The organism is Marinomonas colpomeniae (assembly GCF_014803385.1).
In the GTDB taxonomy this organism is placed as follows: Bacteria; Pseudomonadota; Gammaproteobacteria; order Pseudomonadales; family Marinomonadaceae; genus Marinomonas; species Marinomonas colpomeniae.
The window spans coordinates 498,592-525,433 of record NZ_JACYFC010000002.1 but is presented as its reverse complement, the minus strand read 5'-3'; the positions used below and the strand labels follow the sequence as shown (position 1 = coordinate 525,433).

The 26,842-nt window shown below is 41.2% G+C and carries 28 protein-coding genes; 14 read left to right on the top strand and 14 right to left on the bottom strand.

From position 1 onward, the window contains the following. Window positions 1–54: 54 nt before the first annotated feature. The 7 genes from IF202_RS07625 to IF202_RS07595 all read right to left on the bottom strand — a co-directional run bounded on the left by IF202_RS07625 (window position 55) and on the right by IF202_RS07595 (window position 6,270). Window positions 55–780 carry a YggS family pyridoxal phosphate-dependent enzyme gene (locus tag IF202_RS07625; RefSeq protein WP_235963356.1) on the bottom strand — a complete coding sequence of 242 codons (726 nt, stop codon included), beginning with the start codon at window positions 778–780 and terminating at the stop codon, window positions 55–57. A gap of 138 nt (window positions 781–918) precedes the next feature. Beyond that, entirely contained in the window at window positions 919–2,022 is a 1,104-nt protein-coding gene (locus IF202_RS07620) for a diguanylate cyclase domain-containing protein (RefSeq protein WP_191594283.1), read from the bottom strand. A gap of 117 nt (window positions 2,023–2,139) precedes the next feature. Further along, the gene (locus tag IF202_RS07615) at window positions 2,140–3,417 is read right to left on the bottom strand and encodes a dihydroorotase (RefSeq protein ID WP_191594282.1); all 1,278 of its coding nucleotides are present in this window, start codon (window positions 3,415–3,417) and stop codon (window positions 2,140–2,142) included. Between the two features lies 1 nt (window position 3,418). After that, window positions 3,419–4,423 (bottom strand): aspartate carbamoyltransferase catalytic subunit, encoded by a 1,005-nt coding sequence (locus IF202_RS07610; RefSeq protein ID WP_191594281.1) that lies wholly within the window; start codon window positions 4,421–4,423, stop codon window positions 3,419–3,421. 232 nt (window positions 4,424–4,655) lie between these two features. Continuing rightward, entirely contained in the window at window positions 4,656–5,153 is a 498-nt protein-coding gene (gene pyrR / locus IF202_RS07605) for a bifunctional pyr operon transcriptional regulator/uracil phosphoribosyltransferase PyrR (protein WP_191594280.1), read from the bottom strand. Between the two features lie 73 nt (window positions 5,154–5,226). After that, on the bottom strand, window positions 5,227–5,697 hold the full coding sequence (ruvX, locus tag IF202_RS07600) for a Holliday junction resolvase RuvX (RefSeq protein ID WP_191594279.1): 471 nt from the start codon (window positions 5,695–5,697) through the stop codon (window positions 5,227–5,229). Then, window positions 5,698–6,270, bottom strand: a complete 573-nt coding sequence (locus IF202_RS07595; RefSeq protein ID WP_235963354.1) for a YqgE/AlgH family protein — start codon at window positions 6,268–6,270, stop codon at window positions 5,698–5,700. Window positions 6,271–6,578: 308 nt separating this feature from the next. Here IF202_RS07595 and IF202_RS07590 point away from each other — a divergent pair, with 308 nt between their 5' ends. Further along, on the top strand, window positions 6,579–6,734 hold the full coding sequence (locus IF202_RS07590; RefSeq protein WP_191594278.1) for a hypothetical protein: 156 nt from the start codon (window positions 6,579–6,581) through the stop codon (window positions 6,732–6,734). A gap of 120 nt (window positions 6,735–6,854) precedes the next feature. Beyond that, the gene (locus IF202_RS07585; RefSeq protein WP_191594277.1) at window positions 6,855–7,694 is read left to right on the top strand and encodes an isopenicillin N synthase family oxygenase; all 840 of its coding nucleotides are present in this window, start codon (window positions 6,855–6,857) and stop codon (window positions 7,692–7,694) included. A 120-nt stretch (window positions 7,695–7,814) separates the two neighbouring features. Here the strand turns inward: IF202_RS07585 and IF202_RS07580 are convergent, their stop codons facing one another. After that, a complete protein-coding gene (locus tag IF202_RS07580; protein WP_191594276.1) occupies window positions 7,815–8,564 on the bottom strand; it encodes a sulfite exporter TauE/SafE family protein in 750 nt (249 codons plus the stop codon). A 243-nt stretch (window positions 8,565–8,807) separates the two neighbouring features. On the opposite strand from IF202_RS07580, the gene IF202_RS07575 reads away from it, so the two are divergent. Beyond that, window positions 8,808–9,467, top strand: a complete 660-nt coding sequence (locus tag IF202_RS07575; protein ID WP_191594275.1) for a DsbA family oxidoreductase — start codon at window positions 8,808–8,810, stop codon at window positions 9,465–9,467. Here IF202_RS07575 and IF202_RS07570 read toward each other — a convergent pair whose 3' ends face one another. The 3 genes from IF202_RS07570 to IF202_RS07560 are packed head-to-tail and all read right to left on the bottom strand — an operon-like array spanning window position 9,468 to window position 11,855. Further along, on the bottom strand, window positions 9,468–10,070 hold the full coding sequence (locus tag IF202_RS07570; RefSeq protein ID WP_191594274.1) for a Crp/Fnr family transcriptional regulator: 603 nt from the start codon (window positions 10,068–10,070) through the stop codon (window positions 9,468–9,470). Beyond that, window positions 10,045–10,995, bottom strand: a complete 951-nt coding sequence (locus IF202_RS07565; protein WP_191594273.1) for a DMT family transporter — start codon at window positions 10,993–10,995, stop codon at window positions 10,045–10,047. The genes IF202_RS07570 and IF202_RS07565 overlap by 26 nt, the downstream gene beginning before the upstream one ends. After that, on the bottom strand, window positions 10,992–11,855 hold the full coding sequence (locus tag IF202_RS07560; protein ID WP_191594272.1) for an arylamine N-acetyltransferase family protein: 864 nt from the start codon (window positions 11,853–11,855) through the stop codon (window positions 10,992–10,994). Before IF202_RS07560 ends, IF202_RS07565 begins: the two co-directional genes overlap by 4 nt. Window positions 11,856–12,153: 298 nt before the next feature. Between IF202_RS07560 and IF202_RS07555 the strand changes: the two genes are divergently transcribed. Then, a complete protein-coding gene (locus IF202_RS07555; protein ID WP_191594271.1) occupies window positions 12,154–13,092 on the top strand; it encodes a DMT family transporter in 939 nt (312 codons plus the stop codon). A 35-nt stretch (window positions 13,093–13,127) separates the two neighbouring features. On the opposite strand, the gene IF202_RS07550 is transcribed toward IF202_RS07555, so the two are convergent. Both IF202_RS07550 and IF202_RS07545 read right to left on the bottom strand, forming a co-directional pair. Further along, the gene (locus tag IF202_RS07550; RefSeq protein ID WP_191594270.1) at window positions 13,128–13,631 is read right to left on the bottom strand and encodes a GNAT family N-acetyltransferase; all 504 of its coding nucleotides are present in this window, start codon (window positions 13,629–13,631) and stop codon (window positions 13,128–13,130) included. A gap of 23 nt (window positions 13,632–13,654) precedes the next feature. Further along, entirely contained in the window at window positions 13,655–14,614 is a 960-nt protein-coding gene (locus IF202_RS07545) for a helix-turn-helix domain-containing protein (RefSeq protein WP_191594269.1), read from the bottom strand. A 208-nt stretch (window positions 14,615–14,822) separates the two neighbouring features. Here IF202_RS07545 and IF202_RS07540 point away from each other — a divergent pair, with 208 nt between their 5' ends. The 5 genes from IF202_RS07540 (at window position 14,823) to puuE (ending at window position 20,038) form a co-directional block, all read left to right on the top strand. Further along, on the top strand, window positions 14,823–16,244 hold the full coding sequence (locus IF202_RS07540; protein WP_191594268.1) for an ethanolamine ammonia-lyase subunit EutB: 1,422 nt from the start codon (window positions 14,823–14,825) through the stop codon (window positions 16,242–16,244). Next, window positions 16,241–17,128: an ethanolamine ammonia-lyase subunit EutC gene (gene eutC / locus IF202_RS07535; RefSeq protein WP_191594267.1), complete on the top strand. Its 888-nt coding sequence runs from the start codon at window positions 16,241–16,243 to the stop codon at window positions 17,126–17,128. The genes IF202_RS07540 and eutC overlap by 4 nt, the downstream gene beginning before the upstream one ends. Window positions 17,129–17,393: 265 nt before the next feature. Beyond that, window positions 17,394–18,719 carry an ammonium transporter gene (locus IF202_RS07530; RefSeq protein ID WP_191594266.1) on the top strand — a complete coding sequence of 442 codons (1,326 nt, stop codon included), beginning with the start codon at window positions 17,394–17,396 and terminating at the stop codon, window positions 18,717–18,719. 17 nt (window positions 18,720–18,736) lie between these two features. Beyond that, window positions 18,737–18,901 (top strand): hypothetical protein, encoded by a 165-nt coding sequence (locus tag IF202_RS07525; RefSeq protein ID WP_191594265.1) that lies wholly within the window; start codon window positions 18,737–18,739, stop codon window positions 18,899–18,901. Window positions 18,902–19,096: 195 nt separating this feature from the next. After that, window positions 19,097–20,038, top strand: coding sequence for an allantoinase PuuE (gene puuE / locus IF202_RS07520; protein ID WP_191594264.1), 942 nt, complete (start codon window positions 19,097–19,099; stop codon window positions 20,036–20,038). A gap of 61 nt (window positions 20,039–20,099) precedes the next feature. On the opposite strand, the gene IF202_RS07515 is transcribed toward puuE, so the two are convergent. Continuing rightward, a complete protein-coding gene (locus tag IF202_RS07515; protein ID WP_191594263.1) occupies window positions 20,100–20,933 on the bottom strand; it encodes a helix-turn-helix domain-containing protein in 834 nt (277 codons plus the stop codon). A gap of 260 nt (window positions 20,934–21,193) precedes the next feature. Here IF202_RS07515 and IF202_RS07510 point away from each other — a divergent pair, with 260 nt between their 5' ends. From IF202_RS07510 to IF202_RS17595, 5 genes are all read left to right on the top strand, one after another. Next, the gene (locus IF202_RS07510) at window positions 21,194–22,348 is read left to right on the top strand and encodes a tyramine oxidase subunit B (RefSeq protein ID WP_191594262.1); all 1,155 of its coding nucleotides are present in this window, start codon (window positions 21,194–21,196) and stop codon (window positions 22,346–22,348) included. A gap of 107 nt (window positions 22,349–22,455) precedes the next feature. Next, window positions 22,456–22,875 (top strand): Rid family hydrolase, encoded by a 420-nt coding sequence (locus IF202_RS07505; protein WP_191594261.1) that lies wholly within the window; start codon window positions 22,456–22,458, stop codon window positions 22,873–22,875. A 27-nt stretch (window positions 22,876–22,902) separates the two neighbouring features. Next, window positions 22,903–24,195, top strand: coding sequence for an NAD(P)/FAD-dependent oxidoreductase (locus IF202_RS07500; protein WP_191594260.1), 1,293 nt, complete (start codon window positions 22,903–22,905; stop codon window positions 24,193–24,195). A gap of 53 nt (window positions 24,196–24,248) precedes the next feature. Further along, on the top strand, window positions 24,249–25,640 hold the full coding sequence (locus IF202_RS07495; RefSeq protein WP_191594259.1) for an APC family permease: 1,392 nt from the start codon (window positions 24,249–24,251) through the stop codon (window positions 25,638–25,640). 82 nt (window positions 25,641–25,722) lie between these two features. Then, a complete protein-coding gene (locus IF202_RS17595; RefSeq protein ID WP_206705420.1) occupies window positions 25,723–26,799 on the top strand; it encodes a methyl-accepting chemotaxis protein in 1,077 nt (358 codons plus the stop codon). Window positions 26,800–26,842 lie beyond the last annotated feature (43 nt).

Genomic DNA, 26,842 nt, shown 5'->3' with positions numbered 1-26,842 from the left:
TATTTATCTTTGCTAGTAAGCTCAATTAAAAATCAATACTGTCTAATAACGTTATTATAACTTAGCTGAATAATCTCGCTCACCAAAAATTGCTGTCCCAATACGAACCATAGTACTGCCAGATTCAATTGCTGCGGCCAGATCTCCAGACATACCAATAGATAAGGTATCTATCATGCTATCGGATTTAGATAATTCAAGGAAAGCCTGCGATATAGGCTCGTAGACACGACATTGGTCCGAATGGCTATGTTGTGGTGCAGGAATGGCCATCAAACCTCTCAAACGTAAATTGGGCAAGCTCTTTACTAAAGAAACCATATCATCTAGTTCCGACAAGATAATTCCAGACTTGCTTGCTTCACCACTTATGTTCACCTGAATACAAACATTAAGAGCGGGTAAATCACTAGGACGCTGCTCGTTCAAACGCTGAGCAATTTTTTTACGATCAATTGAGTGCACCCAGTGCATAGTTTCTGCAATTAGACGAGATTTATTAGATTGAATAGGGCCAATAAAATGCCATTCAATATCGGTCAAATGGGACAATGCGTGGTATTTATCTACCGCTTCCTGAACATAATTTTCACCAAATGCTCTCTGCCCTAAAAAATAAGCTGCTTCTAATGCTGCTACAGGCTTCGTTTTACTTACCGCCAATAGTCGAACGCTATTTTCGTCACGCTGTGCCAGTTGAACTGATTGCTCTATTTGTTGAAGTACTAGAGCAAGGTTAACCTTAATATTTTCAATACCATCATCTACTGACGTATTCATGTTTTCAATCGCCATAGTGTTATTTGCCTCTCAATCAAGCAGTAACAGATTAATGCTTTATGCCTATTTTTTTAATATCAAAATAAAGCGATAAAACCTGCACTATAGCATTTCTAAAAAATTTCCAGAAAGTGCTTATCAGCTATAAAAAGCAGCACTAGTGTCATAAAGCGCATCATGGAATTCAAGGCGAAATCCTGATGTGTTCTTTAATGAGTGGGACGCTAATGATGCCGCTTGATGAAGTGACTCTATAGAAGAATGCTCTGGGTAGAAAGCGATACCGATAGACAAACCGGCTCTAATCAATTGGTTCGTTGAATACTTAGAAGCACCCAAAGTTTCTAACAATTTTTTTGCCACAACTTCTGCGTCTTCTAAATGCTGAATACGAATACCCATTACCAATTCACGCTCATCGTAATGTGCAATCAGGTCATTGTCGCGAACGACATCACGCATCACATCTGCCAAGATTTTTAGCTCAGCCTTATCAATTTCTGCTCTAGAAAGTAAACGTAGAGACAATAACGCAGTACGTTGAAAATGACGACGTGAGTCTTTAAGTACAATTTCAAAGCTGTTTTCAAAGCTGAAGCGTCGTAGTAGTCCAGTTTCAGAATTTCTATGGTTATCTTCTAACAATAGAAAATCTGCTTTTTCTCGTTCAAATGCCGCATTCACCCATGATGAATACCCTTCTAGGGCCAATTCCATTAAATCGCCGTCCAGCAATGAATTACCTTTCTGAAAGGCCAACATTAAATGAATTGAACCGCGGCCATTAGGAACACTGATCATAGAAACTTCGGTTAAAGAATTGGTCTCTAAAAAAGATTTCCAATGCTCCCAGCCAGATGCATTTTGAATATCAGTGCAATGTCGTTTACGACTAGAAGAAGTGGCGGCAAAAACGATTAAGTCTTGAGGTAGCGTAACCAATTGACCGTTTGTATCAAGCAGGTTTTCATTGATCAAATCTGAATATTGCAGACGCCATTGTAAACAATCTTTGTCACATTCAATAAACAGGCAATAAGCATTAGGTAATTGTGTCTGTAACTTATTTTTGAAACGGTTCAATAACGCACTCAGTGGTGCGCCTTTTGCTATAACTTGAAGCGTTTCAGGCATATCTCCATATAAGACTTTTATAAAATCTCTTTCTTTTTCAAGGTATGCAATTCGAGATTGCATCTCCTGCTGCTTATCAAACAATGTATTTGAAACATCGATAGTCATAAAGAATGAAAACCATTTAAAGTTTATAATTTAAACTAGATTAACTACCTAGATCAGAAAGTAAAGAAATAGTAAGACAAATCAGCTTAAATAAATGACTTTAATGTCATAAGGCGACTAAACAGCTTGATAAACTCGCTGACCAGAAATATAAGTACTCATTACCCGACCTACAAAATTCTGATCAAAGTAAGGGGAATTATGCCCTTTGGTTTTGCGAGATTCATACTTCCAAGTCCAGCAAGCAGTACTATCAAATAAGATAAAATCTGCAAAACTACCTACTGATAACGAACCTGCTTCTAATCCGAAACAAGCAGCAGGACCAGACGTTAAACAAGTCAATAATGTTGATAAATCTAAATCGCCTTCATCCATTAATTGCATAGCCAATGGCAATAAAATTTCTACATTTGCCATTCCTGGTTCAGTGGCTGCAAACGGGGCGATTTTTGCCATTTTTTCATGCGGCTGATGATCAGAGCAAATTGCAGAAATTGCCCCACGCTTAATCCCCTCAATTAGAGTAAGACGATCATTCTCACCTCGAAGTGGCGGTAACACATGATAACGACCATCAAACTGACTCAGTACATCATCACTTAGTAATAAATTATGCACAGCAACATCTGCCGTTACATCTAAACCAGCAACTTTTGCGTCTGCGATCATCTCAACAGATTTAGCACATGACAAACGCGCAAAATGGGCTCGTACACCCGATTTTTCAATAAGCAGCAAGTCCCGCATCAACGCAATCGTTTCTGCTGTATCAGGAATGCCGGCAAGACCATGCATTGTTGCCGTTAATCCTTCATGAGCACAACCGCCTTCCGATAAACTTTTTTCGTCAGGGTGGAAGACAACCAATAAATCATGAGTAGCTGCGTATTCTAGTGCTCGCGACAATACCTTTGTATTGACCATTTCATGACGGTCATTAGATAAAGCCACACAGCCAGCGTCAGTAAGCGACACCATATTACTCAAATGCGCGCCATCTAGACCTTGTGTTAATGCACCAATAGGAAACACATTCGCCATTCCAGCTTCGTCTGCTTTGTCTTGAATTAAGGCCGCAACTGCAGGAGTATCAACAATAGGGCTAGTATTAGGAGGACAGATCAAGGTGGTTACGCCTCCAGAAACGGCAGCCCGACCTTCTGTAGCAACACTGCCTTTTTGCGTATAACCAGGTTCACGCAAGGAAACAGCAAGGTCAACCAACCCAGGCAAAACCCAGTGTCCTAAAGCATCAATAACTTCCGCATCATCAAACCCTGCTGGTGCGTCACCAATTGCAACAATTTTTTGATTTTCTACAAACAGATCAACAACAGCATCAAGGTTTTGACTTGGGTCGATCAATCGACCATTTTGAATACGTAATTTCATACTAATTATCACCTTTCGCTGTTGACGCATCATCGCTTTGTAACTGACCACTCATCGCCATGGACATCACAGCCATACGTACTGCAATACCATTCGTTACTTGATCCAAAATCACTGAATGCTTGCCATCTGCAACTTCCGAAGAAATTTCCACGCCTCGGTTAATTGGGCCAGGGTGCATCACAATGGCATCTGGCTTAGCCCAAGACAGTGATTCTTCAGTCAAACCATACAAGCGGTAGAATTCACTTTCACTCGGTAGCAAAGCACCTTTCATACGTTCTTTTTGCAAACGCAGCATGACAATGACGTCCACATCTTTTAGCCCAGCTTCTAGGTCATGGCAAATAGTCGCGCCCATTTCAGAGAAGAAACTCGGAACCAATGTTTTAGGGCCAACCAAACGAATTTCGTCAACGCCTAATGTCGTCAATGATTGCAACTGAGAGCGAGCAACCCGAGAGTGTAAAATGTCACCAACAATCGCGACTTTTAACCCTTCAAAGCTTCCCTTATGACGACGAATGGTCAGCATATCTAGCATGGCTTGCGTTGGATGAGCATGTCGGCCATCCCCTGCATTAATAATGGCCACATTAGGCGTGCAATGCTCAGCAATAAAATGCGCAGCACCACTGTCTGAATGTCTCACAATGAACATATCACTTTGCATTGCTTCTAGGTTTTTTAGTGTGTCCAGCAAAGACTCACCTTTCGAGGTTGCTGATGTCTCAATATTAAGATTGATAACATCCGCTGATAATCGCTTCCCAGCTAGTTCAAACGTCGTACGAGTTCGGGTGGAGTTTTCGAAGAATAAATTAACGACCGTTTTCCCTCGAAGAAGAGGAACTTTTTTAACAGACTGCTCACCCATCGAAAGAAAAGATTCTGCTCGATCAAGAATCTCCGTCAAAATGGTTTTATCTAGCCCATCTAATGTCAAAAAGTGTTTTAGCTGACCGTGTTCATTTAACTGTAATGCCCGAGGGTCGGATCGCATCATGGCTTGCTTTCCTTAAACTGCAAAGACGGTATCGTCTTTCTCTATTTAAAATAGGATATTCAGATATAAAAATGCCCGGTACAGAAAACTGAAACCGGGCATTAAAAACATAAATGGCGGTCGAGCCCTCTTACTGGGTCGACATTTCTTACTATAGCCACTTTGCCGTCAATAATATCCATTCGTTAATTGTCGTACTTGTTAGGTAAAAAATAAAGCTTTGTTATGTTTATTAATGAATATCTATCAAGGAAACGCTAAGTGGTTGAGGCCCAGTTAACTTAACCCTTTGATCAGGATTAAGTGACAAATGCTCGCCAACAATATCAGCCGAAATAGGTAGCTCATGCTGACCAAGGTCATAAAGGATCGCTAGCGTAATACTTGCTGGACGACCGAAGTCAAAAATTTCATTCATTGCTGCTCGAATCGTACGACCCGACATCAAAACATCATCCACCAAAATAACATGACGATCTTCAATAGCAGGTAATAATGTCTGGTTCACTTTAGGGTTTAAGCCTGCCTTGGTGAAGTCATCACGATAAAACGTAATATCTAATGTGGCTAAAGGCTCATTGGTAGGTACAGTAGACATTAGTTGTTCTGCAACCCAAACGCCGCCAGTATGAATCCCAACAACAATAGCGTCTTCAATGCTTTTTTTCTGGCAATACTCAGCTAACTGAATTTTCATTGACGCTAAAGAATGTTCTAAATCTAACTTCATTACGCTTCATACCCTGTTCTTAAATTAACAATAAATTGCTGTCGCATTATACAGACAGCAATATTTAAAATATCTAGACAGATTCTGCAAACCAAGTTTCTAAAATCATCTGTGCGGCCAAACCATCAACTGAGTTATCTTTAAAGTTGCGGTTTCCACCTCGAGCAATTACCTGACCTTTGGCTTCATAAGAAGACAGCCTTTCATCCATCATATGGTAAGGAAGACTAAAACGTCCATGCAATCGCTTGGCAAATTTACGTGCGCGTTGACACATCTCATTTTCTGAGCCGTCCATATCCAATGGCAAACCAACAACAAAGGCGTCTGGCTGCCATTCTTCTACAATCTTGGTAATTTCATCCCAATTAGGAATGCCATCTTTTGCTTTGAGAGGGTTAAGAGGTCTGGCCGTTCCTGTAATGCTTTGCCCTATGGCTACGCCCATACGAGTCGTGCCAAAATCAAAGCCCAACACTGAGCGAGCAGTATTGGGCTTCTGGCTATCATTTATAGAATTATCTGTAGACGCTGACACTGTCATTTAACCATGTCCTATATCCGGTGAAAGTCTTGCCATATCAATTCCCAATACCTGAGTCGCGGCGGTAAATTGCATATCACTTGGTGTATGGAATAATACGTCTAAATCAGCCTCACATACTAGCCAATCGTTATTCCAAATCTCAGCTTCCAATTGCCCATCATCCCAACCAGCACAACCTAATGTAATAAGAAACGCATTAGGGCCATCGCCTTGAGCTATATCTTCAAGCGCTTCCAGTGAGGCAGACAATGATATTTCATCCGTTACGGTTAAGGTATTGCTCCATTTCTTTTCTGCTGTATGCAGAATAAATCCACGTTCAGCTTCCACTGGACCACCAGTATAAATAGGTTCTGCTGCGAGATGAGAGCTGCTAATTTTAATTCCAAGATGATCGGCTAATTCAGTAAAATCAACATTAGAAGGTCGATTTATAATAATACCCATCGCGCCATCTTGGGTATGTTGGCAGAGATAAATAACAGTATGTTCGAAGTGTGGGTCGTCTAAATGTGGCATTGAAATTAAAAAGTGATTTTTAAAAGAATCAAAAAATGCAGTCATAGTCATGAACCCTCTTTAAATGGATAAAAGCGCAAAAACCGCGCTAAGTACTGAAATTTAAAAAAGTGCTTAGATCTAAAGAAAACACCTCGTTAGAGAGGCAGAACACACGAAGAGAAGAGTCAAATAAGACGGTTTAACAATAATGTCGACTCAAGCAGTATAGGACAAGCTACCAATTAATAACCCCCTAAAGATACATTTTTTTACTAAGTGACTTCAAAATACACATTTCAAACAGTAAACTACCGTCTTGCTATACAAGATTAGCTTATTTGAAATGAGCTTACTTATTCACGCTTAGGAAACCTAAAATGCCCTTAGTTTTATCAATAAACGTACTAGGTAACTCGATGCTAATCGCGCTACTTGATCGTCTTAATATGATGAGTCTGGCGCAATGGGTACAACATTACCAAGCTGAAACCGTTGATTTACGCTATTTTTTTCATAGTGGATGGTCGTCATAACCTTTTTTGTATCACGTCACCTGTATGCGACGAATGTATGCCATCACATCAATGTGGCAACACTCAACTTTGATAAGAATACAAAAAAAATGCCCGCTATTTGGCAAAAAGGAAATGACCATGCAACTACAAGCAATCGACTACACAAGCCCGACGGCTCAAGAAGATTTCGTAAAATCTCTTCATGAAACTGGCTTCGGCGTTTTAAAAAACCACCCAATTCAACAGGCTCTTGTTAGCGCTATTTACAGTGAATGGCAGTCTTTTTTTGATAGCGAAGAAAAATACGATTATCTATACAACAAAGGCACGCAAGATGGATTCTTCCCACCCGATGTATCGGAGACGGCGAAAGGTCACACTAAAAAAGACATCAAAGAATATTTTCACTATTACCCATGGGGGCAATGCCCAGAAGATAAAAAAGCACAACTGAAGCAGTATTATGCAGAAGCAAATACACTGGCATCAGAACTGCTTGCTTGGGTAGAAAAGCACACACCATCTGATATCGCAGCGAATTATTCACAGTCACTTTCCAGCATGGTTGATGGCAGCGGACAAACACTTTTGCGTGTACTGCATTATCCGCCACTGAAAGGCGACGAAGAATTGGGTGCGATTCGTGCAGGGGCACATGAAGATATTAACCTATTAACCATTTTGCCATCAGCGAATGAGCCTGGCTTGCAAGTAAAAGCCAAAGACGGCAGTTGGATGGATGTACCTTGTGACTTTGGTACCTTGGTCATTAATATTGGTGACATGCTGCAAGAAGCCTCTGCAGGCTACTTCCCATCCACGTCTCATCGGGTGGTTAATCCAGAAGGCGCAGACAAAACTAAATCACGTATTTCATTACCGCTTTTCCTGCACCCACATCCTGAAGTTAAGTTATCAGAACGTCACACTGCTGGAAGCTACCTACACGAGCGCTTAGTAGAGCTTGGAGTTATCTAGCAAAACCTATCTCGACTAAAAACTCACTATCTAAAAAAAAGACACGTTAAATAAAATCTAACGTGTCTTTTTTATTGTAGCCTGCCATCCCTCTAAGCTTTGAATGCTTAATTTTTCTGATTAAAGCAATGCCTTTAGTGATAAGCTCACGCCAGATAAAAGCAATAAAATAAGAGCGATACGTTTGATCACCTGCGGCGATATGTTTGGCGGATAGCGCTTCGCTAACACAGAAGTAATAAGCACACAGGGTAAACCAACTAAACTAACCCAAATCATTGGTGCCGTAATTTGTCCGCCCACCCCCATGATTGCAATTCGCATTAAACAAGAAATAAAGAAAACACTTAACAAGGTGGCACGAATCACACCCATCGCAAGAGGTTGACGATACATTAAATAAGAAATAGGCGGCCCTGATGTCGCAAACAAACCACCAAATATTCCAGAAATGCCGCCAAATACAAAATACACCCAAGGACGGGAAGACTCTGCACTTTGCTTAGGTTTTATCAAACTCATCAAACAGGCTAAAACAATGGTAATACCCAAAAAGAGTTGCAATCCATTCAATGCATTTTTACCAAAATAATTCAGTAGATAAACACCGAACGCAATCATCGGTGTAGACGCGATAAAGTACACGATTAAATTTTTTGCATTAACTTGCTTCCAAACACCACCATATAATCCAGTGGCGGCATTGGTCAGACTCAACACACTGACGGAAAAGGCCGCGACCTCTAGCGACACTAAAGAAAAGAGCCCTGCAATGCTCATTACTATCAAACCAAAGGCAAAGCCCGTTAAACTCTGGACGTAGCTTCCAACGACAAATAAAAGGAGAAGCCATATAGAAATATCATGCATAAAAACGCTCAACTGAAAAATATTACGAATGGAATAATTTATTGCCGCACATTAAATCATAAACCGTCTTGGAAGGTTAAAATAAGTGCTAATTAGACGATCTAAAATAAAAATTTGTTCTCACCAAACACTGCATAGATTATGCAAATTTTCGTCAATTGCAGACTTTATTCCTTAAAATACTTTTATTCTCAGCCTTCGCCCATAACAATACATATCTATCCAATACCAAGGTCATAATTCATGAAAGACTCAATAGACATTCAATTTGTATCCGATGTGATGTGCCCTTGGTGCGTCGTTGGACTAGGAAATTTAAACAAAGCATTGGCAGAACTAGAGGAAACAGTTACTGCTAACACTTCGTTTCAGCCTTTTGAACTGAACCCTTCAATGCCAGCAGAAGGCCAAAACTTCAGTGAACACATTATTGAAAAATATGGCATTTCGAAAGAAGAGTCAGAAAAAAATCGTGCCGTTATGCAAGAACGAGGTAAAGAACTGGATTTCGATTTCAACTTCACTGAAGAAAGCCGTATGCGTAACTCTTTTGATGCGCACCGTTTATTGCATTGGGCAGAGTTAGAAGGCAAACAAACCGAATTAAAAATGGCGCTATTCAAAGCTCATTTCACTCACAACCAAGATGTAAGCGATTACACAGTACTAGCAAACCTTGCAGCCAGCGTTGATCTAGACCCAGCCGCAGCAAAGGGCATTTTAGAAAACGACCGCTATGCAGAAGAAGTACGCAAACAAGAACAATTTTGGCAACAAAACGGCATCAGTTCCGTACCGACCGTTATCATCAATAACAAATACGCAATTACAGGTGGACAACCTGCCGAAAGCTTCAAACAGGCCATTGAAGACATCGTAGCGAAAGAGAGAGAAGGTGCATAACTAACTCGTTTGCAATCTCTTTCTAATTCGGCTTAAAGCAACAGGCGTAATACCAAGATAAGATGCAATGTATTGCTGAGGTATTGCGCTTTTAAGTTCAGGGAAATCGGCACAAAAATCCAAATAACGCCGCTCAGCAGAATGCTTCACAAAAGCGCTTTCTCTTTCTTCTTTTGCGATAAATATCCGCTCTAAAAAGTGGGAATAGCATTCTAAGAACGCCCTATCTTCTCGCATTTTGCTATAAAAGACTTTCCATGGATAAGACAACACCACGGAATTTTCTAATGCCTGAATACCAAATAATGCGGATGCTTCTGTCACCATGGCCCGAGTAGAGCCAATGATTCTGGGACCTTTCACTAACGTTTGAGTAAACTCTTTTCCAGTGTCAGATACGCTGACATAACGCACTAAACCTACGGATAAAAAATAAAGTCGGTTAACAACATCACCTTGTTGAAAAAGATAGCCACCTTTCTCTACAGAATGAGCCTCTATAGGCAAATTTAATAATGACCAATCGATGCCATTACCTAGCTCTCTAGTGTTTAAATCTAAGAAGTATTTCTGAAATCTACTTTTTAATTGAGCTTGATCCATAAATGCGTTTTACCTTAGCTAGAATTAACGTCCCATCAATTAAAAGCAGTGCAACGAACACACACAATAGCCCCAACAGAAAGCCCCAATCAAATAAGTTCGATAAACGACCATTTACCGTGGCGATAAACAAAGCGACCCAAATAGGTATCGTATAGGAAAAAGCCAGCAATCTGCTTGCACCTGCCGTCATCACTAAGCGTTGCTGCAATACAAAAGTAAATAAGGTCGTGAAAATCGTCAAGTACAAGCCATATAACCAGAACCCACTACTTTGCCATTTAACGTCGGACAAATTTCCCCATAATAAAGCAATGGGCAACAACCAGAGAGTGCCAAATAGCATGATCATAAAAGCGCCCGATAAAGCGCCTAACGATCGCCCCCACTTCTGAACAGACACAACATGCAGGGCCAGTAAAAAACACGCACCTAAAAAGATGTAATCTCCAGAATGCCATTCAAAGCCACTTACACCTTGAGTGGAGAATAAAACGATCATGGCACCAGCCGAACCTATTACAAAGCCACTTATACGAAGCCATGGTGCGGCCTCTTTTAACCAAAATCGAGCAATAAAAACACCAATAAGTGGAACCAGAGTATAAAGAACAGAGGTATTCAAAGGCGTTGTAGATTGTAAGGCGACAAACAAACCAATAAAAAACCAAACTAAAGCACCGCTAATCAGCACATAATGAAAAAGCCTTTCCTTAGACAAAAACAGCTGTTTGAACTGATCTCTTATAGCTAGCTTTGACTTCCTCCAGCTCAATATTAACACTAATGACATAACCAAAAGCGCGACTATAAAACGAAAGGCAGACGTGGCAATGGGACTCGCGTAATCGATCATAAAACCAGACACTATAAAAGAAGAAGCCATCAACCAAGTCCAGACTAGTAAGGTAAAAAACTGCCTCATGATGAAACACTCACTAACTGTGGTTCATTCTCACTTTTAAGCTCCAGCAATTTACTCGCTAAAAAACGATCAAAAAGGTGTTCAGCAATCACCAGTTCGATATCAAATTTAAATGTATTGGTTAATATTTGGTGCAAAGCTTCTGGAGAATATAAAACACGTTTTTGCGATTCACCTTGCCGTCTTTCTATTAATTCATGGTTCATCAAAAAGATCGTATGATCCGCGTTTTTGAGGCCAACCATTAAATTATTTACAAAGCCGGCGGTTGGATATCGATAAGAATAGAAATTACCTACCAAACAATCTGCATCCGTATAAACAGCCAGATCAAAGCGATACATAGTATAATAATCGCCTTGTTTTAATATTTGTAAGTCATACTCTCCATTTTTTTTAGCCACAATACGATATATGTCATGACCCGCTTTTTGCAGTAAATCTGGTTGCAGAAGCAAAGGTGTAATAGGGCAATTCCCACCAAAGCCAGTATCGATGACGTAGTTATTTCCTTGATGATTTAATAGAGTTAAACGATGCGTTCTTGGAACATCATCTTCTTTATTATTTAGTACGCGAGCCATCACTAACTTAACGTCGTATCCCAACGAATTGAGCAACTCAAACGTTAGTTTATTATGTTCAAAGCAATAACCACCCAGACCACATTCAACAATTTTTTTACTGATGTCCTCTAGATCCAAAGAAATTTCTTCACCCATTACCACTGCCAAACTATTAAAACTATAACGAGCAATATGTGAAGCCTGCAGTGCCTTAACAAAGCCGATGTTTAATGAAGTAGGAATGGTTAAACCAAGATCTGAAATATAATTTTGTAAACTTATTGGTAATGTCATGCTATGCCCCTTTGAAGTAATCAATAGGTACAGAATATAGAAGCTAAAAGGAGAAGAAATTAACCGAGGTTAAGTGATAGGTAAAATATTTTTTCAACAAAAAGCCAAACCACTCAATTAATACAAACCATCTGTCCGACAATCACAGTCATTTCTTTATTATCCTAGTCCATTGTAGGTATATAGGCTGAGTTCACTCTGCTATATAATTATTCATTACACTGATCTTAACTATCCGACACGCCATTGAGTGAGACGAAGGGAAGGTATCAAAAACAGATTATAATATGAGAGAGTTATGACAATCCAATCCCAACGCACCGCAATACTTTGCTTAGCTGTAGTGTGTTTTATATGGGGAGCTGAATTTACCCTAATTGATTTGGCCATTGATGTTATGCCCGTCAATACGTTTAACGCCATACGGTTTGCACTGGCAGGATTGTTTCTGATCCCTCTATTATTGTGGTCAAAGGAGACTATATCCAAACAACACCTTATCCCTTTATTGATTAAAGGCTCGACTCTAGGCTTTTTACTCTTTATCGCTTTCTATACTCAGACAGAAGGACTCAGGCACACTAGCGTATCAAACGCCGGATTTATAACAGGTTTGGCTTCCCCTATGATCCCTGTATTGGGTTTCATACTATTTAAAAAACGAGTCAGTCGATTTGTCTGGATTGGCACATTATTCGCTACATGTGGACTGTATTTTCTAACGGTTGGCGATAAATTAGTATTTAACCAAGGCGATTCACTTGTATTAATTTGTGCATTGGCTTTCGCAATTCATGTCTTACTGACTGGCCGTTTTGTTAAATCTTTACCTGTTATTCCACTCACTATAGTACAGCTCTTTGCCGTCGCGATTTACAGTGGTTTAAGCGCTTTCTCATCTCCAGAACCTGCATTTTATATTGAGGGCCATACTCAACTTACTTGGCAAGAAAGTATTTTTACTCCCATTGTTGTGATTACTATTTTAATCGCAGGGATTCTAGGAACTTCTTTTGCATATTGGGCCCAAACCACTTGCCAAACGATATTGCCTGATTACAAAATAGCGCTGATTTTAACGCTCGAGCCCGTGTTTGCTTGGTTAACCGCTTGGTTATTTTTAGATGAAAAGCTAGGTATCGCAGGTCTGATTGGCGCGGCCTGTATTTTAACCGGAATGGTGGTGGCAGAAACTGGTGGGAAGTTATTTGTGCGTAGTTCACGCCCTTTATCTTAGCTAAGATGAAGAGCGTGGTGTATCAAAGCGCCTGATCAGTTTATGGCTTTTTCAAACTGCTCGACGTCCCAGTATTGATCAAATTTTCGACCGACTTCTCGATATAAGCCCGCCGATGTAAAGCCAAATTTTTGGTGGATAATCCGTGAGGCGTCATTTGGTAATGTAATACCCGCATAAGCACGATGAACATCTTCCTTAATAAGCTCTTCAAATAATGCTTGATACAGAACTTTGCCTACTCCTTTCCCTTTTGCACTAGGCTTAAGGTAAATACTCACTTCCACAGACGTTTCGTAGGCTTGTTTCTGCTTAAAAGAAGCACTGCAAGCATAACCAAGTACCTCGTCTTCTTGTTCTACCACCAGTAATCTATGACGTCCTACTTCTGCGAACTGCTCAAACCAAACACTTCTCGTTTCTGGTGTATAAAGCTCAACATCAAAAGTGATTGCCGTATTTTCAATGTAATAATTGTAGATATCGGTTAAAGCCGTTAAATCGTCGATAACGCCTGCACGAATTTGAAATGTGCCCACTGGCTTAACACCCCTTTATCAATCTAGCTTTGCCATTCTAGCGTTTGTGATGGTTGCTCACCAAACAACTGCTTATAGTCTTTGGAGAATTGACTCAAATGCCAAAAGCCCCATTGTGCAGCAATGTTACTGACTCCTTGATCTTCAGTCGCCTGCACAAGTGAGCGCCGTACACCATTCAAACGACTAATTCGAAGATACTGAATTGGACTGACACCTAATATACTTTCAAAACTATATTGCAGTGTTCTACGACTCACATTAGTAATTTCACATAATTGTGTCACCGTCACAGCATCATCTAAATGCTCAGCCAAAAATTGACGAGCACAATCTACAACTGTTTTTCGGTGGTGATAACTCTGTGTTGCAGCAGGCTTAGGCGTTTCTTCTTTTAAAACTTCTAACAGCGCCATCATCACAATGTCTTGCTGTAGTCTTAATGGTGTTTCTTTATGTTGGACACCTAACAAACGCCCCAATAAAAACCGCACTTCTTCCAAGGTTTTATCAGGTATGCTCAAACGGCCATGTTCAGCTAGCTCTCTCCAATTAAGCTCAACCCCATGAATATTGGCAAGTTTCATCAACATAGGCTGATCAACCACTAAACCATATAAATCGTAATTTTTCGGGGTCGATAATTGGAATTCACAATCCCCTGGTCGACACATAATAGTATTGGAACCAATGGTTAACCCATTAATTCTACTATCTTCTTGCCCAACAAGAGGAATTCCAAGCCAAACAGAATTAGGCCAGACAACACACTTTTGCTGCAATGCTTGGCTAGTGTGTTCACAAAAGACCTGTAAACCATCAAACGACAACTCTGTAATGCGACCATAAAAAGCACCTCGGCTTATTTGATCGTACTCTTGCTGCCAATTAGTCAGGTTGCTTGCATGCAAATCAGCATCATACGCCTCAGACACACTGATTCTTTCGCCCTTTTTTGGAGCATCAGTTATTGTATTGAGCATTGAGATACCTATTTAGGTTGTGATTTTCCATAATAAACAAGAAGAAATAGCAATTAACTTACTGAAATATATAAATTTTAGTAATTTTGCCATTATTCGATAACGTCTATTTATAAAGTTAAGTAACGTAAAGGAGAGCAAAAATTATGCCCTTTTCATCCTATCTTATTCGGGCCAACAAGATATTAGTAAAACGCGAGAAATGGTTATGAGTAATCCACATTCTGCTTTTCAATTTAACAATGTCGTAGGTGAGCGTACCTTCAGTTTTGTAGATCTAGCCGACCTCATGGCAAAAGCAACCCCTGCACGCTCAGGTGATCGCTTAGCAGGCGTTGCAGCAGAGAGTGCAGAAGAACGCGCTATCGCACAAATGACACTCGCTGACTTACCCCTAACCATTTTCCTTGAACAAACACTTATTCCTTATGAAGACGATGAAATCACTCGTCTCATAATAGATGACCATGACAAGCTCGCATTCACACCCATCTCTCATTTAACAGTTGGTGGTTTCCGAGATTGGTTACTAAGCGATATTGCGACGCCAGACGCACTTATTAGTATACGTGCAGGTGTGACACCAGAGATGGCGGCCGCTGTCAGTAAAATCATGCGTAATCAAGATCTCATCTTGGTTGCCAAAAAGTGTCATGTAAAAACAGCTTTTCGTAACACCATAGGATTACCGGGTCATTTATCTACCCGCTTACAGCCAAATCACCCAACGGATGACTTAACCGGCATTGCAGCATCTATGCTCGATGGGCTTTTATACGCCAATGGCGACGCTGTAATTGGCATTAACCCTGCGACAGATAATGTGCAACAGGCAACTCGCTTAATTAAAATGATGGATGAAGTTATCCAGCATTATGAAATTCCAACCCAGTCGTGTGTGTTAACTCATGTGACCAACACCATTGAGTGCATAGAACAAGGAGCGCCAGTCGATTTAGTCTTTCAATCGATCGGAGGGACTCAGGCTACCAATGATAGCTTTGGCTTTAACCTTGCTAACCTTGCGGAAGCTCAGGACGCGGCGCTATCACTAAATCGTGGCACCGTTGGTAATAACGTCATGTATTTTGAAACAGGACAAGGTAGCTCTCTATCTGCTAATGCACATCATGGTTTAGATCAGCAAACTTGTGAAACTCGTGCTTACGCAGTTGCCCGTAAATTTAATCCATTACTGGTTAACACAGTTGTTGGTTTTATTGGCCCTGAATACTTATACGATGGTAAAGAAATTGCTCGCGCCGGATTAGAAGACCATTTTTGTGCAAAGCTACTTGGCTTACCTATGGGATGCGATGTTTGTTATACCAATCATGCTGAAGCCGACCAAAACGATATGGACAACTTACTCACGTTATTAGGCGTGGCAGGCTGCACCTTTATTATGGGTATCCCTGGCTCAGATGACATTATGTTGAATTATCAAACTACGTCTTTTCATGACGCGCTTTACGCTCGTCGTGTATTGGGCTTAAAACCCGCACCAGAATTCGACGCTTGGTTAGCAAGAATGGAAATATTCAAAAATAACGAAAAATTCACACTGAATAATCAATTACCAGACGCCTTCAAACAATCACTTAATCGTATGATTGGGGGCCGCTCATGAGCCAAAAAGAAACCACCTCACCCCAAACGCAACAATCACTAAAGTCAGAAGAAGCAGTAACCGAAAACCCATGGCAAAAACTCAACGCGTTTACCGATGCTAGAGTTGGTTTAGGTCGAGCGGGAGTTAGCGTTCCTACTAAGCATTTACTCGCATTTCAATTGGCTCATGCTCAAGCTATTGATGCCGTTCACACTCAACTAGACACTAAGCAACTTGCAACAACCCTTACGGAGCAGGATTGGGCTCCAGACTGCGCACCCCTAATTTTGCACAGTCGCGCGACGGACCGCGCAACTTATTTACAACGTCCAGATTATGGTCGTCGACTTGACTATCAATCAGCAAACATACTCGACGAACACACAGCAATGAATCAACAACCCTATGACTTAGTCATTGCCGTCGTCGACGGTTTATCGTCTCTTGCCATCGAACAAAATACCGTATCATTTTTAAATGCCTTATTTACCCACTTAAAAAAACCAGAGTCAGCCGAGAATGATACGGAGTCGAATTGGAGCATCGCACCAATTTGTATCGTTAAACAGGGACGGGTAGCGATTGGTGATGATATTTGCCAACGCCTGAATGCCAAATGCGTTTTAGTACTGATTGGCGAACGACCCGGTTTAAGTTCCCCAGACAGCTTAGGTTTATATCTTACTTGGGAAGGCAAAACAGGATTAACAGACGCGTCTCGTAATTGCATCTCAAACATACGCCCCGCAGGGCTTGTATATCAAGAAGCCGCGCGCAAAGCCTTTTATCTATTGAACGAAGCTAGAACACTCAAGTTATCCGGCGTCAAATTAAAAGACAGATCAGACGATGATTTAGTGCTAGATAAAAGCACTGAATCTCATAATTTTTTAACTAACTAGTTAAATTTTGACATTAATGTAAGTAAATCGAAAAGGATAGGCACATTATTTGCTAACAGTATTCACTGACAGGATTAAATATTTCAGTGTAGTAATATTTCCAATACCTAGCTCTCTGCATTGGGAGTAGAAAGAATCAGAAAACAGCACGAAGATGCCGTACTGAAAACAAGCCACTTACATTTCTATAGTAAGCGTAAGCGGTAATAGTAATTCGTAGATATAAAATCTCTTTGTTTAACTTACCCACAATAGGAACAATATTATGGCGACAGAAACAACTTTAGAATCCCTCCAAACTGCGCTCGATTCGCAGCAGGCGGTATTCGACATGCACGCAGCGATGAACGTAGAAGTCTTCTATTGGTGGTGTACTGCCATCATGTTGATGATTCACGCGGGCTTCTTGGCTTACGAAATGGGTGCATCTCGCAGTAAAAACGCATTAGCAGCCGGTGTAAAAAATATTCTTGCACTTGCCGTTATCATTCCAACTTTCTACCTGTTCGGTTGGTGGATTTACTTATCTTTCCCAGCGGGTCTTATCCCAACAAGTGTAGCCGGTGCATTGCCATGGTCTACAAGCATGGGACCGGACGTAACAGACATGGGCTCCGGTATTTTCTGGGCAGCCTTTGCTCTATTTGGTGCAACAACAGGTTCTATCTTATCTGGTGCTGTTATCGAACGTATTCGCGTTAGTGCATTCTTAATTCTTGCGGTACTACTGGGTAGTGTTGTTTGGATTCTTGCAGGCGCTTGGGGCTGGCACCCAGACGGCTGGATGCTGACTAAGTACGGTTACCATGATGTTGGTGCCTCTGGTGTCGTTCACGCTATTGCTGGTTTCTTCACGCTAGGTGTGTTGATCAACTTAGGACCTCGTGTTGGTAAATACATCAACGGCGTGGCTCAGCAAATCAAAGCACATAACCTTCCGATGACACTTATCGGTTTGATGATGATCATCTTTGGTTTCTTCGGCTTCCTAGGCGGTTGTATCATCTTTAACGTTGATACAACTGGATGGACAACTATCTACGGCACTCCAACTAACTTATCTGCTTTCGCTTTCAATACCTTGATGGGCTTCGCAGGTGGTGTTATCGGTTGTTACATTGCTACTCGTGATCCTTTCTGGACGATGTCTGGCGGTCTTGTTGGTATCATTTCTGTTGCTGCAGGCTTAGATCTATACGATCCAGGTTTGGCATTCATCATCGCAATTTGCATGAGCTTCGTTGCCGTTGGTACAGCGAAATTCCTTGAGAAAATGGGTGTTGATGATGCCGTTGGCGCGGTTGGCGTACACGGTATAACTGGCTTCTTAGCGGTTATTCTTGTTGGTGTATTCGCTGGCGGCACACCAAACGTTGGTGGTAACCCTGATATCACGTTATATGGACAAACTCTTTGTGCGATCGTTATCGCAGTATTAGGCTTTGTACCTGGTTACCTAGTGTCTCTTCTTCTTAAGAAACTAGGCATGCTACGTGTACCAGCAAGTGTAGAAGACTTAGGTCTTGATGAAGTAGAAATTCTTGCTCATCCTTACCCAGAAACGGTTCCAGCATCTATTGCTAAATCATAAGCTAGAGGAGTATTACAATGGGTACATCTATTACGACTTGGGAAAACGTTTCAGCGTATTTTACCTTTGCTGACAGCCCAACAATGTTAGTGTTATTCAGCATTGGTGTAGCAGCCATTGTTGTAGGCTTAGTTGGTTCTATCATGAAGCACGAAAAAGAAGCCTTTAAAAACCATAAATAATCTAGGCTAATGTTTGGTTCATCTTAAATGATGTGAACAAAAGCAATTATTTATCACTGCTATATGACTTAAAAAGCCCCGTACTGATTCAGTACGGGGCTTTTTCGTTTTATACTAAAAGCATATTTTCAGCCACTTACTGTAGTTAATTACTTTCAACTTAAAACGTTAACGTCAGACGACCGAGCTCCTATTATGAAACATTACCTAGAACGAGATTACGCAGGTTACAGCCGCGACCAACAGCCCAAAGTAGCTTGGCCAAATGATGCTCGCATTGCACTACAGTTTGTATTGAACTTTGAGGAAGGAGGAGAGAATTGCATTCTTCATGGCGATGAGCATTCAGAAACATTTTTGTCTGAAATTTTCGGAGCTCAGCCGTTTAAAGATCGTCACATGAGCATGGAATCTCTGTACGAATACGGTTCCCGTTCTGGTGTATGGCGTATTCTGAACGAATTTGAACGTCGTGGTTTACCTTTGTCTATTTTCGCCATTGCCACCGCCTTAGAACGGAATCCTGATGTGGCAAAAGCCTTTGTAGATGGTAACCATGAAATTGTTTGTCACGGTTTAAAATGGATTCACTATCAAGACATGAGTATCGAAGAAGAGCGCGCGCACATGAGCCAAGCACTCGCGCTGATTGAGAAAGTAACTGGAGTTAAGCCTTCAGGTTGGTACACAGGGCGCGATTCACCCAATACTCGAACCCTAGTTGCTGAACAAACTCAGCTCAAATACGACTCAGACAACTATGGTGACGATTTACCTTATTGGGTTGAAGTACCGCATCATGACACGGCTCATAAAAGTGAAGGAAAGACCAAACCACATCTGATTGTGCCTTACACTCTCGACTGTAACGACATGAAATTTTCTTCACCTTATGGCTTCAACCACAGCGAAGAATTTTTTCAATATTTGAAAGATAACTTTGATTGTTTATATGAAGAAGGAGCCACTTCACCAAAGATGATGTCTATTGGCATGCACTGTCGAACCTTAGGAAAACCAAGCCGTTTCATGGCGCTAAAGCGTTTCTTAGATTACGTTCAGTCCCATGACGATGTTTGGATTGCTCGCCGAGGCGATATTGCCGATCATTGGATAGAAAATCATCCACCAGCCTAAAAAAGCAACTGTTTTTTTGCGCAAAATTAGAGCACAGAAGTAAATAAGGCGCTTTTTAAGCTCACAAATATTGAATCTTTTCTAGGTAGGTTTGATGTTTAACACGGTTTAAATAGTCCAATGGCGTCGCGTTAACAAGCTTTTTAAACTCTCTCAAAAAATGCGATTGATCACTAAATCCTAGATCACAAGCCAAATCAGAAAAGGTTACACCTTCACTGTGATTGATATCATAAACTGCAGATTGGCAACGTATAATTCGACAGAACGCTTTCGGTGACATTCCCATATCAGCACGAAACTGTCTTTGCAAAGTACGAGAGGTATAACCTGTTAGATCTTCTAAGTCGTTAATACGAATAGTGCCATTTGTTTCACAAATACTCTGCAAAGCCTGAGACGTTAAATCTGAAGACTTTCGTATTTCTTTATTATTAAAAAACCGCCCAAATAAAGCGGCCTGTTCAGACAAATCTACACTACTCACAATATCTTCAAACATTTGATTTGCATGAGGAACAATGTCCAAAAGATTGTAATGATGACCAACTAATTCTTCTGCAGAAGCATTCAAAAAATCAGGCATAACACCAGAAGCAAATCGCACCCCAAAGTATCGATGATTCTTATTTAACTCGATAGTAATCGCTTCCATCGGCGTACCAAAAACTTCAGCACTGGGTCGACTTTCATCGCAATCAAACAGTATATCGACACAGCCATCTGGAATAGCAAAAGTCTGCTCTTCAGTATTTTTAGCTTCAAAGCTATAGAAGTGAGAAATAGCCTTATCATCAGAACCTGAGAGCGAAAACTTCTCCGCCGCACTCATCACTAACCAAGGCTGTTTGGAACGAATACCTGCAAGATGATCAATAAGAGGAGAATGTGACATGACGGTAATTTACTCATAAATATGCCTAAGATACGCCATCTCCTGCAAACCAAATGCCAAACAAACAAAAATCAATCAATTAAAAAATTAATAACACCATGTCGCAAAAGTTCAATACGAGGTTTTTTTAGAAGTCTAGGATCGAAATCATCTGCTGTTTGAGCAAGGTCTACCAGGCTGAAAAAATCGCCTGTTATTCCATAAAAGCGAACTAAACAGCGACAGATAAAAAACCTATTCCATACTTTTGAGGTGATGTTATGTCAGAGAGCACGAGTCCAAACAGTACAAAAATCGATTTTATATATCTATCTGAACCAGACATGATCAAAGCAGGCGTGACAGACATGCCTAAATGTGTCGACGCTATGGAAGATATGTTCGCACTAATGCATAAAGGTGACTATCGAATGGCTGGCGCGAACAATGATTCCCATGGCGCTATGGTGACCTTCCCTGAAGATCCAGAAATTTCTACCATGCCACGTCATACACCAGACCGCCGTTTGATGGCGATGCCAGCTTATCTTGGTGGTGATTATCAAACCTGTGGTGTGAAATGGTATGGCTCCAATATCGCCAACCGCGAAATCGGTCTACCACGCTCTATTTTAATGTTTACCCTAAATGACATTGATACCGGCGCACCACTTGCTCACATGTCTGCCAACCTTCTTTCTGCTTATCGTACTGGTGCCGTTCCCGGTGTTGGTGCACGCCATTTGGCTCGTAAGGATTCCAAAGTAATCGGTCTACTCGGGCCGGGGGTTATGGGAAAAACTTCTGTTGCCGCCTTTATGGCCGTCTGCCCAAACATTGATACCCTAAAAGTAAAAGGTCGTGGTCAGAAAAGCCTAGATAGCTTCCTTGAATGGGTTAAAGAAACCTTCCCTCAAATCACCAATGTACAAGTTGTCGACACGCTTGAAGACGTGGTGCGCGATACCGATATCGTGACTTACTGCAACTCAGGCGAAACCGGTGATGTTTCATCTTATCCAATTGTAAAACGTGAATGGGTAAAAGCAGGCGCCTACATTTCGATGCCAGCCTATTGCCGATTTGATGAAGATTTAGAAAAACACGACGTTCGAAAAGTCATGGACAACATTGGTTTGTATGAAGCGTGGCATGAAGAAGCACCGAAACCTGCCCACATGTATATCCCGATTATTGGCTGTCGCTTTATGGACATGATCGACGAAGGTTTGATGACAAAAGGCCAATTGGAAGATTTGGGTTCCATCGTAACGGGGGACAAACCAGGCCGTCAAAATGATGATGAAATCATCGTGTTATCTGTAGGTGGTTTACCGACAGAAGACGTTGCTTGGGCAACCAAGATCTATCAAAACGCGCTTAAGAAAAATATCGGTGTGAAACTAAATCTTTGGGAAACCCCAGAGCTAAGGTAAGCAATTTACCCCCTTCAACGTTTAAGAGGCTGGCGTGAATATTAGATTCAATTCGCGTCAGTTATATTGCACTTATTTTCATTACTAGATTCTTATTGGAAGACCAGATGACAACAATCACCAAGGTAAAAACAGGTTCAAAGTTTGAAATCATGGGCAGCTATTCTCGCCTTGTTTCTATTGATAACTGGATTTATGTCTCAAACACCGCAGGACGTAATCCAGAAACCAAAGAAATTCCAAACGATGTGATTGAACAAACTGAGCAAGTCTTTCGGAATATTGAATCCGCTTTAACCGCAGTGGATGCATCTCTAGAAGACGTTGTTATGTCACGCGTGTTTATTCAGGACCCAGCAGACACAAATATGGTTATGGAATACATAGGATCACGATTTCACGGCATTGATCCAGCAACAACGGTCACTTGCCCACCATTAGGTTCCACGGTTTATAAGGTGGAGCTCGAAGTTACCGCGTACCGAGGTGCATCTTCAGCCGCCGTTACGAAAATCAACCTCGCTTGATCAAGCATACTCATAGGAATTGACCTGATGACCAAGACACTTGAGACAGTTCACACAACCGATCAACTACCAGATTCAACGACGGTCGTCATTATCGGTGGAGGCATCATTGGTGTGACCGCTGCATTAACGCTAGCTGAACGGAATATTCCTGTTGTGTTATTAGAGAAAGGCCATATTGCTGGCGAACAATCTTCACGAAATTTAGGCTGGATACGCAAAACCAGCCGTCATTTTGAAGATGTCCCTTTGGCAATGGCGGCCGATAAAATCTGGACAAATATGCCAGAACGTATTGGCAAAGAAGTTGGCTATAAAAAATCTGGAATCATGTTCTTAGCCAAAACTGAAGAACAAGTTGCCATACACGAAGCTTGGTTGAAATCGGTTAATTCACTGTCTTTAGATTCGAAAATGATGAGTTCAAAAGAAATAGATGAAGCTGTTCCCGGTGGCAAAGGTAAATGGTTAGGCGGGATTTATACGCCTTCGGATGGTCGTGCTGAGCCATCTATTGCAGCAAGCTCTATTGCCAAATCAGCCATAGAGAAAGGCGCTATTATGGTTCAAAACTGCGCTGTACGAATGCTGTCTACATCTGGTGGAAAAATCAGCGGCGTAGTCACTGAAAAAGGAGAAATACGCTGCGAGAAAGTCCTGCTTTGTGGCGGTGCATGGTCGAGACGTTTCTTAGGAAACCATGGCGTTTCTTTACCGACACTCCCTGTAATTTGCTCTGTGTTACGAACCAAACCAATGGACGGTCCAACAAACATTTCCGTAGGCGGCCCAGATTTTTCGTTTCGAAAACATCAGGATGGTGGCTTTATCATCACTCAACGAGGTGCGCTTGATGCACCGATTACACTAGACCATCTATTAATTGGTTGGCGTTATCTGAGCCAACTTCGTGCACAAAGAAGCTTTCTGCGCCCGTCCTTAGGGCGTGAATTTATCAAGGATCTCACTGTTGCACGCCGTTGGAACGCCAATAGCCCATCGCCATTTGAAAAAATTCGCACTTTGGACCCTTCATTCAATCCAGATTTAAATCAAGAAGCATTAACCAACCTTCGTAATGCTTGGCCAATTTTCGACCAAGCAGAAATAGAAGAAGCCTGGGCTGGCGTCATCGACGTCACTCCAGATTCTAATCCTGTTATAGATCACATCAAAGAAATCCCAGGTCTGACTATAGCAACAGGATTTTCAGGCCACGGATTTGGTACTGGCCCAGCAGCAGGACAATTAGCGGCAGACCTTGTCTCTAATGCAATCCCCCTTATCGACCCAAGCCCTTATCGGTTTGATCGGCTCTAACATCGTAAGAACGGGCATCGTAAGAACGTTTTACTCACAAGAGGAATAGGAACATGAGCGATATCGCAAATTCAGGAACCATAAAAACAGCTGATCAATCAGCGATAAAAAATAAAGCAAAAATGGGGTTGCCTACCATGATGGCAATTTGTATTGGCTTAGTTATCGTTCAAGGCGCGATGATATCAGCGATGCAGGGTGTAGGCATGGGAGGAACAACGTTTGTTTTCGCCATGATCGCCGCTCTGATTATTTCACAATTTAATGCAATGAGTTTTGCCGAGTTGTCACTCATGTTTCCACAAGAAGGCACATTGGCAACTTACACACAAAAAGCTATAGGACATTTCCCAGCAATTGTTTCTGTTTTCGCCGGTTATGTCATTGTCGCAAGCCTAGCAATACCAGTAGAGTTATTTTTGGTCGATGCTATGTTATCTGAATTACTACCTGGTATGTTTCCAGAAAAAGTTGTCCCTATTCTTATCGTCATTATTTTGATGATTACCAACCTTGTTGGGACAAATGTGTTCGCCAAAGTACAGAACGTTGTGGCATTTATCCTTGTTAGTGCGCTTGTTCTACTTGCTCTCATAGCAATTATTGGAACCTCTCCTGCAGAAGCAACAGGTACACCTGTGGATTGGGGTTTTGCTGGCGTAGCTGATGGCAGTTTCATCAGCCTAATTGCCCTCGCTATGTGGTTATTCGTTGGGGCAGAATACATATGCCCTATGATTAATGAGGTGAAAGACCCTGTCAAAAACATTCCACGTGCGATGCATTTTTCATTATTCGCAATCTTCGGAATATTTCTTGCGTTCATATTTGGCGCAAGTTTGTTTTTAAGCACAGAAACATTGCTCGGCTCTCCAATCCCCTATCTTGATTACGCTAATGCAGTCTTTGGTGACGCAGGGTTATTCATTGCTACATTAATGGCATTAGCGGCGACATGCAGTACGATTAATACGATTTTTGCGGCATTACCTAGAATGCTTCATGGCATGGCCGAGCAAAAACAAGCCTTCCCCCAATTGAAAGCATTAAATCGTTACAATACTCCATGGGTAGGCATTGTGATGATGGCGGCTTTCACTATGATTCCATTCTTATCACTTGATATTGACTCCTTAATCGTCTTAGTTATTGCCGCGACAACAAGTTATTTACTGGCTTACATCATCTCTCATATTGATGTGATCGTGCTTCGTAAACACATGCCAAACCATGCTCGTCCGTATAAAACACCTTTTTATCCACTTCCTCAAATTGCAGGTATCGTGGCGATGGTGTACGTCATCATCAATAACTCACCTGCACCAGAAATGACACAGATGATATTCAGCATCGCTGGCGGCATGTTGTTAGTGATTAGTGTTATCGCGGCTCTGTGGGTCAAGTTTTATATGAAACGCGGCTTGTTTGAACCAGATATGGATTAATACCTAAGTCATCCGATATCAGAAATACCAGCATCATACGGTGCTGGTATTTTCGTTCACTTATTCGTTATTAGGAGTCCATATGCTATTTGGTAAGAAGCGAATTCAAACATTAGAAAGTGAATTAAACACAGTAGAAATAGAAAAAAATACATTAGAGCGAGAAATTGAAGCGCTAAAAGCGGAAGTTCAGGTTCTGACAGAAGACAGTCTAACTTTAAAAAATACACCCCATGCAGGAGATCAACTCATCTTGCCACAACAAGATGTAATTACATGTTCGTTAAAATCCGTAAACAAAATATCTGACTTGTTATTCGAACCAATGAGCGCATCTGAAGGGGATAACGAAGACGTTGCACGTAATAAAAAAGAAATCATGCAATTAGTAGAATCATTAGCAAGCATCACATCGTTAACCAAAAGTAGTGCAGAAGAAGTAAATGGATTAAAAAGCACGGCCAGTGAAATAAAAGGGTTTACCGATACAATTCAAAGTATTTCCGATCAAACGAATTTACTCGCACTTAATGCCGCCATTGAAGCAGCACGAGCAGGCGAACATGGTCGCGGTTTCGCGGTTGTAGCCGATGAAGTAAGAGCACTAGCAACAAAATCTAGAGACTCCAGCGAACAAATTTCAACACTCGTAAATAACATCGACGAGCGAACCAATAAAGTCAGCCTTCAAATTGGAAATCTACACAGCCTAACCGTCGATGTGAGCGAATCTTGTAAAAGCCTGAGCAGTTCATTTGATAAAACTGCCAAAAATTCGGAAGAATTAATGGAGGCTGGCTATAAATCTATGGCCTTTGCTCATACTGCATCTTGTTTGCTTGAACTGCAAAGCTGGAAAATACAGTTCCTCATTGATGCCCTACAAGGCAACACTCAAGCATCACATCTAGACATAAAAGAAACCCGATTTGGGGACTGGTATTACAAGGGAACAGACAATGAATTTGATTTCCGCTCCCATGCAATTTTTACTAATATGGGGCGAGAACTTGAACAAGTCGAAATACTAACAAAACAGATATCGGAAACATCAGATAAAGAAACACTAACGGCATTGGACACTAAAGCAACCGTACATATTTTAGCAATAGACAAAGAACTAGACGAACTACAAGCGTTCTTATTCTCACACATTTAAACATCAATACGGTTTTTCAGCTTATAATAGCCACAGACAAATT

Bases quoted from the DNA above. Each gene is read 5' to 3' on its own strand.
- IF202_RS07560 (WP_191594272.1), bottom strand. From the start codon at position 11,855: ATGACATTACCAATAAGTTTACAAAATTATATTTCAGATCTTGGTTTA.
- IF202_RS07540 (WP_191594268.1), top strand. From the start codon at position 14,823: ATGAGTAATCCACATTCTGCTTTTCAATTTAACAATGTCGTAGGTGAG.
- eutC (WP_191594267.1), top strand. From the start codon at position 16,241: ATGAGCCAAAAAGAAACCACCTCACCCCAAACGCAACAATCACTAAAG.
- IF202_RS07595 (WP_235963354.1), bottom strand. From the start codon at position 6,270: ATGACTATGACTGCATTTTTTGATTCTTTTAAAAATCACTTTTTAATT.
- IF202_RS07575 (WP_191594275.1), top strand. From the start codon at position 8,808: ATGAAAGACTCAATAGACATTCAATTTGTATCCGATGTGATGTGCCCT.
- IF202_RS07615 (WP_191594282.1), bottom strand. From the start codon at position 3,417: ATGAAATTACGTATTCAAAATGGTCGATTGATCGACCCAAGTCAAAAC.
- IF202_RS07590 (WP_191594278.1), top strand. From the start codon at position 6,579: ATGCCCTTAGTTTTATCAATAAACGTACTAGGTAACTCGATGCTAATC.
- puuE (WP_191594264.1), top strand. From the start codon at position 19,097: ATGAAACATTACCTAGAACGAGATTACGCAGGTTACAGCCGCGACCAA.
- IF202_RS07625 (WP_235963356.1), bottom strand. From the start codon at position 780: ATGAATACGTCAGTAGATGATGGTATTGAAAATATTAAGGTTAACCTT.
- pyrR (WP_191594280.1), bottom strand. From the start codon at position 5,153: ATGAAGTTAGATTTAGAACATTCTTTAGCGTCAATGAAAATTCAGTTA.
- IF202_RS07555 (WP_191594271.1), top strand. From the start codon at position 12,154: ATGACAATCCAATCCCAACGCACCGCAATACTTTGCTTAGCTGTAGTG.
- IF202_RS07515 (WP_191594263.1), bottom strand. From the start codon at position 20,933: ATGTCACATTCTCCTCTTATTGATCATCTTGCAGGTATTCGTTCCAAA.
- IF202_RS17595 (WP_206705420.1), top strand. From the start codon at position 25,723: ATGCTATTTGGTAAGAAGCGAATTCAAACATTAGAAAGTGAATTAAAC.
- IF202_RS07525 (WP_191594265.1), top strand. From the start codon at position 18,737: ATGGGTACATCTATTACGACTTGGGAAAACGTTTCAGCGTATTTTACC.
- IF202_RS07585 (WP_191594277.1), top strand. From the start codon at position 6,855: ATGCAACTACAAGCAATCGACTACACAAGCCCGACGGCTCAAGAAGAT.
- ruvX (WP_191594279.1), bottom strand. From the start codon at position 5,697: ATGACAGTGTCAGCGTCTACAGATAATTCTATAAATGATAGCCAGAAG.
- IF202_RS07580 (WP_191594276.1), bottom strand. From the start codon at position 8,564: ATGCATGATATTTCTATATGGCTTCTCCTTTTATTTGTCGTTGGAAGC.
- IF202_RS07505 (WP_191594261.1), top strand. From the start codon at position 22,456: ATGACAACAATCACCAAGGTAAAAACAGGTTCAAAGTTTGAAATCATG.
- IF202_RS07500 (WP_191594260.1), top strand. From the start codon at position 22,903: ATGACCAAGACACTTGAGACAGTTCACACAACCGATCAACTACCAGAT.
- IF202_RS07530 (WP_191594266.1), top strand. From the start codon at position 17,394: ATGGCGACAGAAACAACTTTAGAATCCCTCCAAACTGCGCTCGATTCG.
- IF202_RS07620 (WP_191594283.1), bottom strand. From the start codon at position 2,022: ATGACTATCGATGTTTCAAATACATTGTTTGATAAGCAGCAGGAGATG.
- IF202_RS07570 (WP_191594274.1), bottom strand. From the start codon at position 10,070: ATGGATCAAGCTCAATTAAAAAGTAGATTTCAGAAATACTTCTTAGAT.
- IF202_RS07610 (WP_191594281.1), bottom strand. From the start codon at position 4,423: ATGATGCGATCCGACCCTCGGGCATTACAGTTAAATGAACACGGTCAG.
- IF202_RS07545 (WP_191594269.1), bottom strand. From the start codon at position 14,614: ATGCTCAATACAATAACTGATGCTCCAAAAAAGGGCGAAAGAATCAGT.
- IF202_RS07510 (WP_191594262.1), top strand. From the start codon at position 21,194: ATGTCAGAGAGCACGAGTCCAAACAGTACAAAAATCGATTTTATATAT.
- IF202_RS07565 (WP_191594273.1), bottom strand. From the start codon at position 10,995: ATGAGGCAGTTTTTTACCTTACTAGTCTGGACTTGGTTGATGGCTTCT.
- IF202_RS07495 (WP_191594259.1), top strand. From the start codon at position 24,249: ATGAGCGATATCGCAAATTCAGGAACCATAAAAACAGCTGATCAATCA.